General features: G+C 73.6%; 10 protein-coding genes. 6 read left to right on the forward strand and 4 right to left on the reverse strand.

What is annotated here, in order from left to right; all coding sequences use genetic code 11:
* The first annotated feature begins 57 nt into the window (after positions 1-57).
* Both gltB and BJ983_RS07190 read left to right on the forward strand, forming a co-directional pair.
* Positions 58-4,662, forward strand: coding sequence for a glutamate synthase large subunit (gene gltB, locus BJ983_RS07185; protein WP_179793190.1), 4,605 nt, complete (start codon positions 58-60; stop codon positions 4,660-4,662).
* Positions 4,655-6,163 carry a glutamate synthase small subunit gene (locus tag BJ983_RS07190; protein WP_179793191.1) on the forward strand — a complete coding sequence of 503 codons (1,509 nt, stop codon included), beginning with the start codon at positions 4,655-4,657 and terminating at the stop codon, positions 6,161-6,163. The genes gltB and BJ983_RS07190 overlap by 8 nt, the downstream gene beginning before the upstream one ends.
* Before the next feature lie 54 nt (positions 6,164-6,217).
* Here BJ983_RS07190 and BJ983_RS07195 read toward each other — a convergent pair whose 3' ends face one another.
* Positions 6,218-7,015, reverse strand: a complete 798-nt coding sequence (locus BJ983_RS07195; protein ID WP_179793192.1) for a peptidylprolyl isomerase — start codon at positions 7,013-7,015, stop codon at positions 6,218-6,220.
* A 106-nt stretch (positions 7,016-7,121) separates the two neighbouring features.
* Between BJ983_RS07195 and BJ983_RS07200 the strand changes: the two genes are divergently transcribed.
* Both BJ983_RS07200 and hisS read left to right on the forward strand, forming a co-directional pair.
* Positions 7,122-7,814 (forward strand): MBL fold metallo-hydrolase, encoded by a 693-nt coding sequence (locus BJ983_RS07200; RefSeq protein WP_179793193.1) that lies wholly within the window; start codon positions 7,122-7,124, stop codon positions 7,812-7,814.
* Positions 7,815-7,836: 22 nt separating this feature from the next.
* Positions 7,837-9,105 carry a histidine--tRNA ligase gene (hisS, locus tag BJ983_RS07205; RefSeq protein ID WP_179793194.1) on the forward strand — a complete coding sequence of 423 codons (1,269 nt, stop codon included), beginning with the start codon at positions 7,837-7,839 and terminating at the stop codon, positions 9,103-9,105.
* Between the two features lie 49 nt (positions 9,106-9,154).
* Here hisS and BJ983_RS07210 read toward each other — a convergent pair whose 3' ends face one another.
* Entirely contained in the window at positions 9,155-10,030 is an 876-nt protein-coding gene (locus tag BJ983_RS07210) for a hypothetical protein (protein ID WP_179793195.1), read from the reverse strand.
* A gap of 212 nt (positions 10,031-10,242) precedes the next feature.
* Here BJ983_RS07210 and BJ983_RS07215 point away from each other — a divergent pair, with 212 nt between their 5' ends.
* Entirely contained in the window at positions 10,243-11,892 is a 1,650-nt protein-coding gene (locus BJ983_RS07215; protein ID WP_179793196.1) for an NAD-dependent malic enzyme, read from the forward strand.
* A gap of 57 nt (positions 11,893-11,949) precedes the next feature.
* Here BJ983_RS07215 and BJ983_RS07220 read toward each other — a convergent pair whose 3' ends face one another.
* Both BJ983_RS07220 and BJ983_RS07225 read right to left on the reverse strand, forming a co-directional pair.
* Positions 11,950-13,470 carry a hypothetical protein gene (locus tag BJ983_RS07220; RefSeq protein ID WP_179793197.1) on the reverse strand — a complete coding sequence of 507 codons (1,521 nt, stop codon included), beginning with the start codon at positions 13,468-13,470 and terminating at the stop codon, positions 11,950-11,952.
* A 77-nt stretch (positions 13,471-13,547) separates the two neighbouring features.
* Complete coding sequence (locus tag BJ983_RS07225; protein ID WP_179793198.1) at positions 13,548-14,912, reverse strand: acyl-CoA dehydrogenase family protein; 1,365 nt, start codon at positions 14,910-14,912, stop codon at positions 13,548-13,550.
* A 112-nt stretch (positions 14,913-15,024) separates the two neighbouring features.
* Between BJ983_RS07225 and BJ983_RS07230 the strand changes: the two genes are divergently transcribed.
* Entirely contained in the window at positions 15,025-16,623 is a 1,599-nt protein-coding gene (locus tag BJ983_RS07230) for an Rv2578c family radical SAM protein (protein ID WP_179793199.1), read from the forward strand.
* Positions 16,624-16,834 lie beyond the last annotated feature (211 nt).

Genomic DNA, 16,834 nt, shown 5'->3' on the forward strand with positions numbered 1-16,834 from the left:
CGCCGAGCGCCCGGCGGACCTCCGGGCGCGGAGCCCGGCGCCCAGGAGGCCCGCCCCGTGCTGTTCTCGTCCGTTCCCGGGCCCCAGGGCCTCTACGACCCCGCCTTCGAGCACGACGCCTGCGGCGTCGGTGCCGTCGTCGACACCCAGGGTCGCCGCTCCCACGGCATCGTGGCCGACGCCCTGCAGGTGCTGCACAACCTCGACCACCGCGGCGCTGCCGGCAGCGAGCCGACCAGCGGCGACGGGGCCGGGATCCTGCTCGGCGTGCCCGACGAGCTGCTCCGCGCCACCGTCGACGCGGAGCTCCCGGCGCCCCGGCCCTCGGCCGACGGCGGCCAGGACGAGTACGCCTACGCCTGCGGCCTGATCATGCTGCCCGTCGACGAGGACGCGCGCACGAAGGCCGTCTCCCTGCTCGAGCGGATCACCGCCGAGGAGGGCCTCGAGGTGCTCGCGTGGCGCGAGACCCCGGTCGACCCCGACGGCGCCGACGTCGGGTCGGTCGCCCGGTCGGCGATGCCGCACTTCGCCCAGGTGCTCGTCGCCCACCCCGAGCGGACCCTGGCCGGGATCGAGCTCGACCGGGTCGCCTGGGTCGTGCGCAAGCGCGTCGAGCGGGAGTCCGTCGAGCAGGGCTGCGGGCTCTACGTGACCTCGCTGTCGAGCCGGACCGTGACCTACAAGGGCATGCTCACCACCGACCAGCTGCCCCTGTTCTTCCCCGACCTGCGCGACGAGCGGCTGCGCAGCGCGGTCGCCGTGGTGCACAGCCGGTTCTCCACGAACACCTTCCCGAGCTGGCCGCTCGCCCACCCGTACCGCGCGATGGCGCACAACGGGGAGATCAACACGATCAAGGGCAACCGCAACCGCATGCGGTCGCGGGAGGCGCTGCTGGGCACCGACCACTTCCCCGGCGACCTGCAGCGGGCCATGCCGGTGTGCCCGCCCGACGCCTCGGACTCGGCGAGCTTCGACGAGGTGCTCGAGCTGCTCACCCTCGGCGGACGTTCGCTGCCGCACGCGGTGATGATGATGATGCCCGAGGCGTGGGAGAACCACGCCGAGATGCCCGCCGACCAGCGGGCGTTCTACCAGTTCCACGCGAGCCTCATGGAGCCGTGGGACGGCCCCGCGGCCGTGGTCTTCTCCGACGGCACCCTGCTCGGTGCGACCCTGGACCGCAACGGCCTGCGGCCGTGCCGGTGGTGGGAGCTCGCCGACGGCCGGGTGGTCCTGGCGAGCGAGTCCGGGGTGCTGGACGTGCCCGCCGAGAACGTCGTCGCGAAGGGCCGGCTGCGGCCGGGCCGGATGCTGCTCGTCGACACGCGGGGACGGGGCCTCGTCGACGACGACGCCTTCAAGTCCGAGCTCGCCGCCGCCGAGCCCTACTCCGAGTGGCTGCACGCGGGTCTCGTCCGGCTCGACGAGCTCCCCGACCGCGAGCACGTCGTGCACACCCACGAGTCGGTGATGCGCCGTCAGCAGACCTTCGGCTACACCGAGGAGGACCTGCGCATCCTGCTCGCCCCGATGGCGACGTCGGGCGCGGAACCGCTCGGGTCGATGGGCACCGACACGCCCACTGCGGCGCTCTCGCGCCGCGCCCGCCTGCTGTTCGACTACTTCGTGCAGCTGTTCGCCCAGGTGACCAACCCGCCGCTGGACGCGATCCGCGAGGAACTCGTCACCTGCATGGCCCGGCCCATCGGCGCCGAGCAGAACCTGTTCCACCCCGGGCCGGCCAGCTGCCGGCAGGTCGTGCTGCCGTACCCGGTGATCGACAACGACGAACTCGCGAAGCTCATCCACATCGACGCCGACGGCGACATGCCGGGCTTCGCGGCCACGGTCCTCTCCGGCCTCTACGAGGTCGACGGCGGGGAGACCGCGCTCCGCGAGGCGCTGGACCGGGTGCGTCGGCAGGCGAGCGAGGCCATCGCGGACGGCAAGCGGATCCTCGTGCTCTCCGACCGGGACTCCGACGCCCGGTGGGCGCCGGTCCCGTCGCTGCTGCTCGTCTCGGCCGTGCACCACCACCTCGTGGCCACCCGTGAGCGGACCCAGGTGGCCCTGGTCGTCGAGGCCGGCGACGCCCGCGAGGTCCACCACATGGCGCTGCTGCTCTCCTACGGCGCCGCCGCGGTCAACCCCTACCTCGCGTTCGAGTCGATCGAGGACATGATCACCTCGGGGTGGCTCGACGACCTCGAGGTCGAGCAGGCCATCGCGAACTACGTGAAGGCCTGCGTCAAGGGCGTGCTCAAGGTGATGTCCAAGATGGGCATCTCGACGGTCAGCGGCTACACCGCGGCGCAGGTCTTCGAGGCCATCGGACTGTCGCAGGAGTTCCTCGACGAGTACTTCCACGGCACCTCCTCGAAGCTCGGCGGGGGCGGGCTGGACGTCCTCGCCGCGGAGGTCGCCACCCGACACCGGTCGGCCTACCCCGCCAACCCCACGGAGCGGGCGCACCGCCGACTCGACGTGGGCGGGGAGTACGCCTACCGGCGCGAGGGCGAGCTGCACCTGTTCACGCCGGAGACGGTCTTCCTGCTGCAGCACTCCACGCGCACGAAGCAGCGCGACGTGTTCCGGAAGTACACCGCCGAGGTCGACCGGCTGACCCGCAGCGGCGGGCAGCTCCGCGGCCTGTTCCGCCTGCGCCTCGAGGACCGCACCCCGATCGACCTCGACGAGGTCGAGCCGGCCACCGAGATCGTCAAGCGGTTCGCCACCGGCGCGATGAGCTACGGCTCGATCTCCGGGGAGGCGCACACCGACCTGGCGATCGCGATGAACAACATCGGCGGCAAGTCCAACACCGGGGAGGGCGGCGAGGACCCGGTCCGGCTCGTCGACCCGGCCAAGCGGTCGGCGATCAAGCAGGTCGCGTCCGGGCGCTTCGGGGTGACCAGCGAGTACCTGGTCAACGCCGACGACATCCAGATCAAGATGGCGCAGGGCGCGAAGCCCGGCGAGGGCGGCCAGCTCGCGGGCAAGAAGGTCTACCCGTGGATCGCCGAGGTGCGGTACTCGACCCCCGGGGTCGGCCTGATCTCCCCGCCGCCGCACCACGACATCTACTCGATCGAGGACCTCAAGCAGCTCATCCACGACCTCAAGAACGCCAACGACGCCGCGCGGATCCACGTCAAGCTGGTCAGCTCGGTGGGGGTCGGGACCGTGGCGGCCGGGGTGAGCAAGGCCCACGCCGACGTCGTGCTCATCTCCGGCTGGGACGGCGGGACCGGCGCGGCCCCGCTGACCAGCCTCAAGCACGCCGGGGCACCGTGGGAGATCGGCCTCGCCGACACCCAGCAGACGCTCATGCTCAACGGGCTGCGCGACCGCATCTCGGTGCAGGTCGACGGCGCGATGAAGACCGGCTTCGACGTCATCGTCGGGATGCTGCTGGGCGCCGAGGAGTACGGGTTCTCGACGGCCCCGCTGGTGGTCAACGGCTGCATCATGATGCGGGTCTGCCACCTCGACACCTGCCCGGTCGGCGTCGCGACGCAGAACCCGGAGCTGCGCAAGCGGTACACCGGGAAGCCGGAGTTCGTCGAGAACTTCTTCTGGTTCATCGCCGAGGAGGTCCGCGAGTACCTCGCGCAGCTCGGGTTCCGCACCGTCGACGAGGCGGTCGGCCACTCGGAGCTCATCGACGCGGGCGAGGCGGTCGACAACTGGAAGGCGCAGGGCATCGACCTGACGCCGCTGTTCGCGGTCCCGGACGTCCCGGAGGGCGCCTCCACCGACCGGCACCGCACGAAGTCCCAGGACCACGGGCTCGACGAGGCGCTGGACCGCACCCTGATCCAGCTCGCCGAGGGCGCGCTGGACGACGCCCGACCCGTCCGGATCGACCTGCCGGTCCGCAACGTGAACCGCACGGTCGGCACCCTGCTGGGCGCGGAGGTCACCCGGCGCTACGGCCGGCACGGTCTGGCCGACGACACGATCCAGGTCGGGTTCACCGGATCGGCCGGCCAGTCGTTCGGCGCGTTCCTGCCGAAGGGCGTGACGCTCGACCTGGTCGGCGACGCCAACGACTACGTCGCCAAGGGCCTCTCCGGCGGCCGGGTGATCGTCCGCCCGCCCGAGGGTGCGCAGTTCACCGGGACGCCGGGCTCGCCGGACGACCCCGACGAGCTGCACACCATCGCCGGCAACGTCATCGCCTACGGCGCGACGTCGGGCGAGGTGTTCCTCCGCGGCCAGGTGGGGGAGCGGTTCTGCGTGCGGAACTCCGGCGCGCTCGCCGTCGTGGAGGGCGTCGGTGACCACGCCTGCGAGTACATGACGGGCGGCCGGGTGGTCGTGCTCGGTGCCACCGGCCGCAACCTGGGCGCCGGCATGTCGGGCGGCATCGCGTTCGTGCACGACCTGCCCGCGATCCGGGTGAACGAGGAGATGGTCGACCTGCTCGAGGTCACCGGGGAGGACGACGACTGGCTGCGTCACGTCGTCGAGCGCCACCTCGAGTACACCGGCTCCCCGAAGGCGGCCCGGCTGCTCGACGACTGGGAGAACCAGGTCGGGCACTTCACGAAGGTCATGCCGAGCGACTACCAGCGGGTGCTCGACGCCGAGCAGCGCGCCGCGACCGAGGGTCGCGACCCGAACGAGGTCATCATGGAGGTGGCTGGTGGCTGACCCCCGCGGGTTCCTCACCCACGAGCGCGAGGACAACCCCAAGCGGCCCGTCGAACAGCGGCGGAACGACTGGCACGAGCTGTACGCCGACGTCACCGACCCGGCGATCGAGGCCGGCACCCGCGACCAGGCGGCGCGCTGCATGGACTGCGGCATCCCGTTCTGCCACTCCGGCACCGCCGGCTGTCCGCTGGGCAACCTCATCCCGGAGTGGAACGACTTCGTCCGGCGCGGCGAGTGGGACCGGGCGAGCGAACGGCTGCACGCGACCAACAACTTCCCGGAGTTCACCGGCGCGCTGTGCCCGGCGCCGTGCCAGGAGGCCTGCGTCCTGTCGATCACCGACCAACCGGGCTCGGTGACGATCAAGCGGATCGAGTGGTCGATCGCCGAGGTCGCCTGGCGGGACGGTCACGTCGCACCCCAGCCCGCCGCGGAGTCGTCCGGACGCAGCGTCGCCGTCGTCGGCTCCGGCCCGGCCGGACTCGCCGCGGCCCAGCAGCTGACCCGGGCCGGGCACGACGTCACCGTCTACGAGCGGGACGACCGGCTCGGCGGCCTCATGCGCTACGGCATCCCCGAGTTCAAGTTCGAGAAGTGGGAGCTCGACCGTCGCCTGGAGCAGATGCGGGCGGAGGGGACGCGCTTCGTCGTCAACTGCGAGGTCGGCGGCGAGGGGCTCCCGGTGGAGCGGCTGCGGGCCGAGTACGACGCCGTGGTGCTGGCCGTGGGCGCGCTCGAGGGGCGGGACGACCGGAGCATCGAGGGCCGCGACCTCGAGGGCATCCACCTGGCGATGGACTACCTCACCCCGGCCAACCGGGAGTGCGAGGGCGACGGGCCGTCGCCCATCAACGCCCGCGGGAAGAACGTCGTCGTGATCGGCGGCGGCGACACCGGAGCGGACTGCTACGGCACCGCGACGCGGCAGGGCGCGATCGGGGTCCACCAGCTCGACCAGTACCCGGCGCCGCCGCAGACCCGCGACGAGTCGACCTCGCCGTGGCCGACGTGGCCGGTGATGTACCGGACGCCGCCGGCGCTGGAGGAGGGGGGCGAGCGCCTGTTCGCCTCCGCGGTGAAGCGCTTCGTCGGCGACGACCGCGGGCACGTCCGTGCGGTCGAGCTGTCGACGGTGGAGGTGCGCCGGACCGAGGACGGCCGCCGCGAGGTGGTGCCGACCTCCGAGGAGGTGCACACCCTCCCCGCCGACCTGGTGCTGTTCTCGATCGGCTTCACCGGGCCCGACGACCGGGCGCTCATCCCCGGCCTCGGGATCGAGCGCACGCCGAAGGGCACGATCGGCTGCGGCTCGGACTGGCAGACCGACGTGCCCGGGGTGTTCGTGTGCGGGGACGCCCACCGGGGCGCCTCGCTCATCGTCTGGGCCATCGCGGAGGGCCGCTCGGCCGCTGCGGCGGTCGACGCCCACCTCGCCGCCGACGGACGCACCGACCTGCCGGCCCCCGTCCACCCCGGGGCGCTGCCGCTCAGCGTGTGAGACCGGGCTTCCCGACGGCGGGTCGCGGCGCGACCCGCCGTCGGGAACGGGCCCTCAGGACTGGACCTGGGCCTGCTGGATCTGGACCGCGGTGCGGGGCTTGCCGTCCCCGTCGCCGTTGGAGTTGTCGGTCCCGGCGGCGGCGACCTTGTCGAGCACGGCCAGGCCCTCCGGGGCGATGCGGCCCACCACGGTGTACTCCGGCGGCAGCGCCGAGTCGGCGTAGACGAGGAAGAACTGGCTGCCGGTCGTGTCCGGCTGTGAGGTCTTGGCCATGGCGACGAGGCCGCGGGCGTAGTTCGACGCGCCCTGGCCGAGCGGGGACGGGGCGAGGTTGGTCGGGGGCTCCTCGGCGTAGCGGAAGCCCGGGCCACCCGAACCGGTGCCGCTGGGGTCGCCGCACTGCAGCACCTTGAGGCCCTCGCCGGTGGTGAGCCGGTGGCAGGGGGTGTCGTTGTAGAAGCCCTGCTGGGCGAGCGAGGTCACGGCGTTCACCGCGCACGGGGCCTGGGCACGGTCGAGGGTGAGCGGGATCGCGCCCTGCGAGGTCTGCAGGGTCAGCCCGACCACCCCGGTCCGCTCCGGGTTCGGGTCCGGCGTCTGCACGGGACGCGAGGCCTGGCCGTCCGCGGTGTAGGTGCAGGCGCCCGCCGCGGTCGCCGGGGCCGCGGTGGTGTCGGAGGGCCGGGTGGCGATGTAGATCGCGATCCCGGCGGCGAGCACGGCGACCACCGCGCCGACCGCGATGATCGACAGCCGCTGGCGACGCCGGCGCGCGCGTTCGGCCCGGCGCTCGATCTGTCGCTCCAGCTTGCGCTTGGCGGCCTTGCGGCGCTGCTCGTTGGTCGGCACGGCGGCATCCTAGGAAGTCAGGCCCGGGTGAGTTCGGGCAGGTCAGGGGAGGCCGGGCGACGCCGACTAGGCTGGACGCCAGTCGTCGCGAGGAGGGTGGACCCACGTGCTGGTCGCCGGGTTCCCGGCCGGGAGTTTCCAGACCAACTGCTTCGTGATCGCCCCGGACGAGGGCGGTCCGTGCGTGGTCGTCGACCCGGGGCAGGACGCCGAGGAGCCGTTGCGCCGGGTGCTGGCGGAACGCCGGTTGAGCCCGGTCGCGGTGCTGCTCACCCACGGGCACCTCGACCACATGTGGTCGGTGACGCCGGTGTGCGACGGCGACGACATCCCGGCGTGGATCCATCCCGAGGACCGGTCGATGCTCGCCGACCCGCTCTCCGGGGTCGGCCCGATGGGCGCCCAGCTCGCCGCGATGTACCCGGGGCTGGAGTTCCGCGAGCCGCGGCGGGTGGAGACCCTCACCGACGGCGCCACCCTCGACCTCGCCGGTCTGCAGCTCACCGTCGACCACACGCCCGGCCACACCCGGGGCTCGGTGGTCTTCCGCGGCGCCACCGAGGACGGGGCGCCGTTCGTGCTCGCCGGCGACACCCTGTTCCAGGGCAGCATCGGGCGCACCGACCTCCCCGGCGGCTCGCTCGAGGAGATGATGACGAGCCTGCGGACCAAGCTCCTCACGCTGCCCGACGAGACGGCGGTCCTGCCCGGTCACGGGCAGCCGACCACGATCGGCGACGAGCGGCACACCAACCCGTTCCTGCAGGGGCCGCAGAACGCCCCCGGCCGGAACCTCTAGAGAGATCGAAGGCGAGATCGCTGTGACATCCCTTCCGGCTGGCGGCTTCGCCGCGCCCAAGGGCATCCCCGAGTACGTCGGGCCCGACTTCGTCGCCGTCCGCGACACCCTCGTCCGCGAGGCCGACCGGGCCGGCTACGCCCACCTGGAGCTGCCGGTCTTCGAGGACACCGCGCTCTACGCCCGCGGTGTGGGCGAGTCCACCGACGTCGTCTCCAAGGAGATGTACTCCTTCGCCGACCGCGGCGGACGCAGCGTCACCCTGCGCCCCGAGGGCACGGCGGGCGTGGTCCGCAGCGTCATCGAGCACGGGATGGACCGCGGCACCCTGCCGGTCAAGCTGCGCTACGCCGGGCCGTTCTTCCGCTACGAGCGCCCCCAGGCCGGCCGGTACCGGCAGCTCCAGCAGGTCGGCGTCGAGGCGATCGGCGTGGACGACCCGGCGCTGGACGCCGAGGTGCTCGCCGTCGCCGACGCCGGGTTCCGCGCGCTCGGGCTCACCGGGTACCGCCTCGAGCTGACCTCGCTCGGCGACGCCGAGACGCGCCCGGCCTACCGCGCGGAGCTCCAGCGGTTCCTCGAGAAGTGCGACCTCGACGACGCCACCCGCGAGCGGGCCCGGATCAACCCGTTGCGGGTGCTCGACGACAAGCGCCCGGAGGTCCGCGAGCAGCTCGCCGACGCGCCGCTGATGGTCGACCACCTCTCGGACGCGGCCGCCGCGCACCACGCCAAGGTGACGCAGTACCTCGACCAGCTCGGCGTGGCCTACACCGAGAACCCCCGCATGGTCCGCGGGCTGGACTACTACACGAAGACGACGTTCGAGTTCGTCCACGACGGCCTCGGCTCGCAGTCCGGGATCGGCGGCGGCGGGCGGTACGACGGCCTGATGGCCGAGCTCGGCGGGCAGTCCCTGTCCGGCGTCGGCTTCGGCATCGGCGTGGACCGGACCCTGCTGGCCTGCCGCGCCGAGGGGCTCGAGGTCGCGCCCGCGCGCCGGGTCGAGGTGTTCGGCGTCGGGCTCGGCGAGGCCGCGAAGGACCACCTGGTCGGGCTCGTCGGGCAGCTCCGGCGCGCCGGGATCCGGTCCGACCTCGCGTACGGGGGCCGCGGGCTCAAGGGGGCGATGAAGGCGGCGGACCGGTCGGGCGCCCGCTACGCCCTGGTGCTCGGCGACCGGGACCTCGAGGCGGGGACGATCCAGCTCAAGGACCTGCGCGACGGGAGCCAGACCGAGGTCGCGCTCCCGGACGCGGCGGCCGCGGTCGACCGGGCGCTGCACGGCTGAGCCCGGATCCGTCGTCGGGACCGCGGCAGGTCCTGACGACGGGTGCGGGTCAGGGCCGGGGGATGGGCCGGGTGAGGTCGTCCCCGGCCGGGACCGGGGTGGGCGCCGCGCCGGTGGGGGCGGCGTGCCGCCCGGCGGTGACCCGCAGCGGCACCCGGCCCGAGCCCGTCGTCGGGACCGGGGCGGCACCCGCGCGCTCGACCGCCTCGCGGGCGGCCTTCTCCGTGGCCGCGGCGAGCGTCCTCGCCATGACACGGCGCCCGAGCAGGATGCAGAGGTGACAGAGCGCGGCGTAGGCGAGGAACTTGACGACGTCCTCGGCGTGCCCGAGGAACGTCGCGATCGTCTCGTTGCGCCCCTCGAAGAGCGACTCTAGGACGTCGCCCCCGAGCGAGCCACCGAGCAGGGCGAGGCCGACGAGGAAGGTCAGTCCGAGGCGCTCGGCGCGCATCGGGCGGAACGCCCAGACGACGAGGGCGACACCGGCCAGGCCGTAGACGGCGAGCCCGGCGTCCTCCGGGATGCCCATGCCGGGCAGGACGGCGTCGTGGACCATCATCATGTCGTCGAAGCCGAGCCAGATGCACAGCACGGCGAGGGCCAGTCCGGCGGTGGCGGCGGGCGACGCGGTGCGGTCCGCGCCGGCGTACCGGACCCAGGCGCGGGAGACCACGAGCGACCCGAGGGCGATGCCCGCGCAGACCATGAGGGCGCTCGAGAACATGATCGTGAACAACCCGGAGTACTCGGAGTCCTCCGGGAAGCGGTCCTGCAGGACGATCGTGAGGTCGTGCCCGGTACCGCCGTACACCGCGAGCGCCAGGAGGAGCCCGACCCCGACGGGCAGGACCGTGCGCAGCAGCATCCGGCCGGCCTCGGCCAGGTCGGAGCGCTCGACCGGCGCCGGCCCCGCAGGATGCGACATGCTCGTGACTCCGTCCCGCCGGGCGACGCCCGCGATGAACGTGCTCGGTCGTGATCACGACGATCAGGTGAACGACACAGTAACGACCCATTTGGCACATCGGTTATCGCCCCCATGCTCAGCTTCTCCTCAGAACCCCTGGTCGGTACCCGCGGGTAACGCAGCGTGTGGGGCACGCTGACCGGCGACGGCCGGTAGGGGAGGAGCTCGCGATGACGGTGACCGGGACGGGTGACGACGGCGTCATCCTCGACGACCCGATGCGGACGAAGGGCACCGCGTTCACCGCCGAGGAGCGCGCGGAGCACGGGTTGCGCGGGCTGCTGCCCTACGCGGTGACGACGCTCGAGGACCAGGTGCGCCGGTGCTGGGGCGAGGTGGACCGCCAGGCGACGGACCTCCAGCGCTACGTCTACCTGCGCTCGTTGCAGGACCGCAACGAGCACCTGTTCTACTCGGTGCTGGCCGCCGACGTCCCGACCGCGCTCCCGCTCGTCTACACCCCGACCGTCGCGGAGGGCTGCAAGCGGTTCTCCGAGCTGTGGCGCCGTCCGCGCGGCCTCTACCTGGCGTGGCCCGACCGCGACGCCCTGCGCGACATGCTCCGCAACCGTCCGCACGACGAGGTCGACGTCATCGTCGTGACCGACGGCCAGCGCATCCTCGGCATCGGCGACCAGGGTGTCGGCGGCATGGGCATCCCGGTCGGGAAGCTCTCGCTCTACACCCTCATCGGGGGGATCGACCCGGCGCGCACGCTGCCGATCCTGCTCGACGTCGGCACCGACAACCCCGACCTGCTCGACGACCCGTTCTACCTCGGCTGGCGGCACCGCCGGATCGACGACGAGGACTACTTCGCGTTCGTCGAGGACTTCGTCGCCGCGGTCGAGGCCGAGCTGCCCGAGGTGCTGCTCCAGTGGGAGGACTTCGCGACGCCGCACGCGGCGCCGATCCTCGCGCGGTACCGCGACCGGCTGCTCACCTTCAACGACGACATCCAGGGAACCGCCGCCGTCGCACTCGGCGCACTGCAGGGCGCCGCCGAGGTCGCCGGGACGCGGTTGGCCGACCAGCAGGTGGTCATGCTCGGCGCCGGGTCCGCCGGGATCGGTGTCATGGAGATGGTCCGCCAGGAGATGGTCGACCAGGGGCGCTCGCCGGACGAGGCCCGGTCCCGGTGCTGGGTCGTCGACGTGCGCGGGCTCCTGACGACCGACCGCGACGACCTCTCCGGCGACCAGCGGGCCTTCGCCCACGACCCGGCCGACGTCGCCGACTGGGACGTCGAGGGTCTGCCCGGGCTGGCGGACGTCGTCGAGCACGTGACCGTCGGGGTCCTGCTCGGGCTGTCCACCGCCCAGGGCGCCTTCACCGAGGACATCGTCCGGTCGATGGCGGCGAAGGTCGACCGTCCCGTCGTCTTCCCCCTGTCCAACCCGACGGCGAACGCCGAGGCCCGCCCGGCCGAGCTGGACTCCTGGACCGACGGGCGCGCGCTCATCGCGACCGGGTCGCCGTTCCCGCCCCTGGCCCGCGCCGACGGCCCGGACGTCCCGGTGGCGCAGTGCAACAACGTCTACATCTTCCCGGCCGTCGGGCTCGCGGTGACCGCCGCGAAGGCCACCCGGGTCACCGACGCGATGATGCGGGCGGCCGCCCGGGCCCTGGGCGACGCGTCCCCGGCCCTGCACGACCCGCACGCTCCCCTGCTGCCGGCGTGGGCCGACGTGCGGGCGGTCGCCGACGGCATCGCGTTGGCGGTGGCCCGCCAGGCGGTCGCCGACGGGGTCGCGCCGGAGGCGTCCGACGACGAGCTGCGCGACGCGATCCGCGCGACCCGCTGGGACCCGGCCTACTGAGCCGCCCACGCGCGTCGGGGGCACGACCCGTCGTCGGGAAGGTCTCCGGTGCCGGCGTCAGCCCTCGACGGCCTTCTGCTTCCGGCCCGACGGGAGCCGGTCGACGATGCGTCCGAGCCGCTCGGTGGTGCCCTGCAGCGGGGCGAGGGCGTCGGCGAGGACCTTGATCTGGCCGTCGAGGTCCTCGATGCGCCCGGCGACCGTGCGCAGGTCCGGTGCGACGCGGACCAGCTCCGACGCCGCGACCGACAGCGACGAGTCGAGGGTCTGCAGGCGGGGCGGCAGCTCCGGGAACGTCGTGTCGGCGTGGTGGGCGAGCGTCTCGACGTGCTCGATCGCCGCCGTCAGCTTGCGGACCTCGGGGACGGCCTCGGCCAGCTCCCGGATGGCGGGGACGGCGTCGGCGATCTGCCGGACCGTCGGGACCGCGTCGACCACCGCCTGCACCGTCGGCACGGCGTCGGCCACCCGCTCGACGGTGGGGACGGCGTCGGCCAGGCGCCCGATCGTGCCGGTGGCCTCCGCGAGCCGTTCGATGGACGGCACCGCGCCGGCGATCTGCTCGATGGTGCCGACGGCGTCGGCGATCCGCTCGACGGTCGGGACGGCCGCGGCGATGGCCTCGACGGTGCCGACCGCGTCGGCGATCCGCTCGATCGTCGGGACCGCGGCGGCGATCTGCTCCACGGTGGTGACCGCGCCGGCGATCGTGCCGATGTCGTCGGTGGCGGCGGCGATGCGTCGGAGGTCGTCCACCGCGCTCCCGAGCTGAGCCAGCGAGTCGACGGCGCCGGTGAGCAGGTGGATGTCGGCTGCGGCGCCCCCGAGCTGCTGGAGGGCGGGGACCGCCTCGCGCAGCGCGTGGATGTCCTCGGCCGCACCCCCCAGCTGCTGCAGGGCGGGCACGGCCGCGGTGAGCGCGTGGATGTCCTCCGCCGCGCCGCCGAGCTGCTGCAGGGCGGGCACCGCCGCGGTCAGCGCGCGGATGTCGCCGGCCGCCCCACCGAGCTGCTGCAGGGCGGGGACCGCCTCGCGCAGCGCGTGGATGTCCTCCGCCGCGCCGCCCAGCTGCTGGAGCGCGGGGACCGCGGCCGTGAGTGCGCGGATGTCCTCGGCCGCGCCGCCGAGCTGCTGCAGGGCGGGCACGGCCGCGGTGAGCGCGCGGATGTCGCCGGCCGCTCCACCCAGCTGCTGCAGGGCGGGGACCGCCTCGCGCAGCGCGTGGATGTCGTCGGCCGCGCCGCCGAGCTGCTGCAGCGCCGGGACGGCCTGCGCGAGCGCGTGCAGGTCGGGCGTGGCGGAGGCCAGCTCGTCGAGCGAGCGCTGCAGGTCCTGCGCGAGCGGCAGGAGCTGCTCGAGCACGGTCACCACCCGGGGGAGCGCCCGCAGCGCGTCCCCGACGAGCGGGGTCACCTCCACCGACACGGTGTGCGCCGCCGACGCGAGCCCCCGGACGATCGAGGGCCCGCGCAGCGTCAGTTCCACCGCGGTCCGCGCCGAGGCGGCCGCCAGGGCGTAGACGGTGTCGAACACCCCCGGGGCCGGCTCGGCACGACGAGACGGCGGCGACTGCGTCATCGGTGACCCTCGCTACGACATCCGGGGGACGGGTGGTGTGGCAGAACCATAGAGGGTCGACCCCGACCCCGCCGTGATCAGCGCCCGGGGGAGGCGAGTCGCCCGCCCAGCTCCAGGAGCCGGTCGGGCGCCTTCTGGGCGAGCTTCATGAACACCTCGCCGGCGCGGGCCCGCGCGAGCGACCCGTGCCCGAACTTGCGGGACAGCCCCCCGTGGTCGCCGGGCAGCTGGTGGTGCTGGGGGGTCTGCGAGGCCTCGGTGGCCAGGGTGCGCCCGATGACCATCCGCTGGATCTCGCTCGTCCCCTCGAAGATCGTGTAGAGCTTCGCGTCCCGGTACCACTTCTCCACGGGCAGGTCGGAGACGTAGCCCCAACCCCCGCACACCTGGACGGCCTGTTCCGCCGCGCGCACGGCGACCTCCGAGGCCTTCAGCTTCGACATCGAGCCCTCGCCGAGGTGGAACGGCACGCCGTTCGCGGCCATCCAGGAGGCCCGCCAGCACAGGAGCCGGGCGGCGTCGATCTCGGCAGCGATGTCGACGAGCGGGAAGGCGACGCCCTGGTTCTCGATGACCGGGCCACCGAAGGCCTCCCGGCGCGACGCGTAGTCGCACGCGTACTCGAAGGCCGCCCGGGCGACGCCGAGGGCCATCGCCGCCACCATGGGCCGGGTCTGCTCGAAGGTGCCGAGCGCCGCGGAGCGCCCCTCGCCGCGCCGCGCCTTCTCCAGCTTGTGCTCGAGCTTGTCGGCGCCGCCGAGCAGCTGGTCGCCGGGGATCCGGCAGTCGACGAAGGACAGCTCGGCGGTGTGCGAGGCCCGGTGGCCGAGCTTGTCGAGCCGCCGTACCTGGTCCATGCCGGGCGTGCCCTTGGGCACCAGGAACATCGCCTGGCCCTTGGTGCCGAGCTCCGGGTCGACCACGGCGTTGACGATCGTCACGTCGGCGATGCCGCCGTTGCCGATCCAGATCTTGGTGCCGTTCAGCACCCAGTCGTCGCCGTCGCGGACCGCGCGGGTCTGCAGGTTCGCGACGTCGCTGCCGCCCTGCGGCTCGCTGACGGCCAGGGCCGCGAGCTTGATGTCGCCCGGTTCACCGAACATCTCCGGCGCCCACTTGGCGAGCTGCTCCGGGGTCCCGGCCTGGTTGAGGGCCGAGAGCGCGAGGGCGGGGAGCACGAGGGTCAGTCCGATGCCGGCACAGCCCCAGAAGATCTCCTCGAGGTACAGCGGCAGCGAGAGGCCCGAGGGGTCGGCGATCATGTCGGCGTAGAACAGCGGGCTGTAGAAGCCCTCGCGGGCGGCCGCGTCGACGATGTCCCAGGGGCACTCCTGGAGCTGGTCGTACTTCGCGGCCGCCGGCCGGATCACCTCCTCCGCGAACGTGTGGGCGCGGCGCACCAGCTCGTGATGCGCCGGGGTGAGCTCGAGCGTGAACGCCATGGCACGTCCTCCCGGTCCGGTGTGATCTGCAGTACCGCGTACCGGGGGTACCGAAACCAACCCGGCATGATCGAACTTGCGTTCGATCCGAACACGTGTTCGACTGCTGGTCATGCGGTGGGCGGGTCAGCAGCTGGACGACGACGGGACGTTGCCGGGGATGCCGGCCCTGAAGGGCCTCGTGCGCAGCGTGCAGACCCCCGAGTTCGCCGGCATCACCTTCCACGAGGTGCGGGCCCGCTCGGTGCTCAACCGGGTGCCGGGCGGCTCGCCGATGCCGTTCGCGTGGACGGTCAACCCGTACCGCGGCTGTTCCCACGCGTGCACCTACTGCACGGTCGGCTCGACACCGGTCCTGCGGGCCGACGGCGGCACCGTCGCGATGGCCGATCTGGCCGTGGGCGACGCGATCGTCGGCACCGTCACCGAGGGCGGCGTCCGGCGGCTCGTGCGGACCCACGTGCTCGCGCACTGGTCGAGCCGACGCCGGGTGGTGCGGGTCCGCCTGGCCGACGGCACGGAGGTCGTGGTCGGCGCCGACCACCGGCTGCTGGCCCGCACCGGGTGGCGGCACGTCTCCCGGGCCGGCGCCGACGGGCACGGCGGCACGTGGCTGGTACCGGGGGACGCCCTGGTCGGCGCCGAGACCCTGCCCGCACCGGGCCTCGCCGGGGTCCGCGACGTCCTGGACGAGTCCCGGGGCGCCGACCGGACCCTCGTCGCCGTGGAGCCCGCGGGCGAGGAGACGGTCTACGACGTCACCACGACGACGGGCGACTACGTGGCCGTCGGCCTGGTCCACCACAACTGCTTCGCCCGGAACACCCACACCTACCTCGACCTCGACGCCGGGGCGGACTTCGACCGGCAGGTCGTGGTCAAGCTGAACGCGCCCGAGGTGCTCGCCCGGGAGGTGCGCTCGCCGCGCTGGAACCGCGAGCACGTGGCGATGGGCACCAACACCGATCCCTACCAGCGGGCGGAGGGCCGGTACCGGCTCATGCCCGGCATCATCCGGGCGCTCGGCACGTCCGGGACGCCGTTGTCGATCCTGACGAAGGGCACGCTGCTCGCCCGCGACCTCCCGGAGATCGTCGCCGCGGGGCGAGACGTCCCGGTGGGTGTCGGGGTGTCCCTGGCGCTGCTCGACGCCGACCTGCACCGCTCCGTCGAACCCGGCACCCCCACCCCGCGGGCCCGGCTCGACCTCGTCCGTCGCATCGCCGGCGCCGGGCTGCCCGTGGGGGTGTTCGTGGCGCCGGTGCTGCCGGGGCTCACCGACTCCGACGAGGCACTGGACGCGCTGCTCGGGGAGATCGCCGCCGCGGGGGCGAGCGGGGCGTCGGTGCTCGCCCTGCACCTGCGGCCGGGCACGCGCGAGTGGTTCCACGGCTGGCTCGCGCGGGAACAGCCGCACCTGCTGGAGCGGTACGCGCAGCTCTACCGGCGGGGCGCGTACGTGCAGCAGGCCTACCGGGACGACCTCGCCCGGCGGGTGGCCGTGCTGCTCCGCCGGCACGGTCTCGATGGCGGGGGGCACCACATGGGTGGGCGCCTCGACGGAGACGCAGCGAAGCGGAACTCGACCCGGGTGGACGGCGGGAAGGGCGTGGCGCCCGACAACCCCGAGCCGTGGCCCGACGGCGCGCTGCCCCGGGTGCCGGCGGCCGTCGTCGAGCAGACCCCGCCGGAGCAGCTCTCCCTGCTCTGACCACTACGACCACAACGCGGTCAATCTCCCGAACGGAGACACGGGTCGGCCGCACGGGGAGCATCTCGGAGCGCGGAGGGGAGTATCCCCGGAACGCCTGCGGGTGCCTCGTCAGCACGACGGCTCGGACGCCGTCCGGGGCACCCGGTGCCGGGCCCACGACGGGTCCGGCGGCGGGAGAGACCTCCGGTGTGCACGTGATGCGTCGTCA

It is taken from the genome of Actinomycetospora corticicola (assembly GCF_013409505.1).
Classification (GTDB): Bacteria; Actinomycetota; Actinomycetes; order Mycobacteriales; family Pseudonocardiaceae; genus Actinomycetospora; species Actinomycetospora corticicola.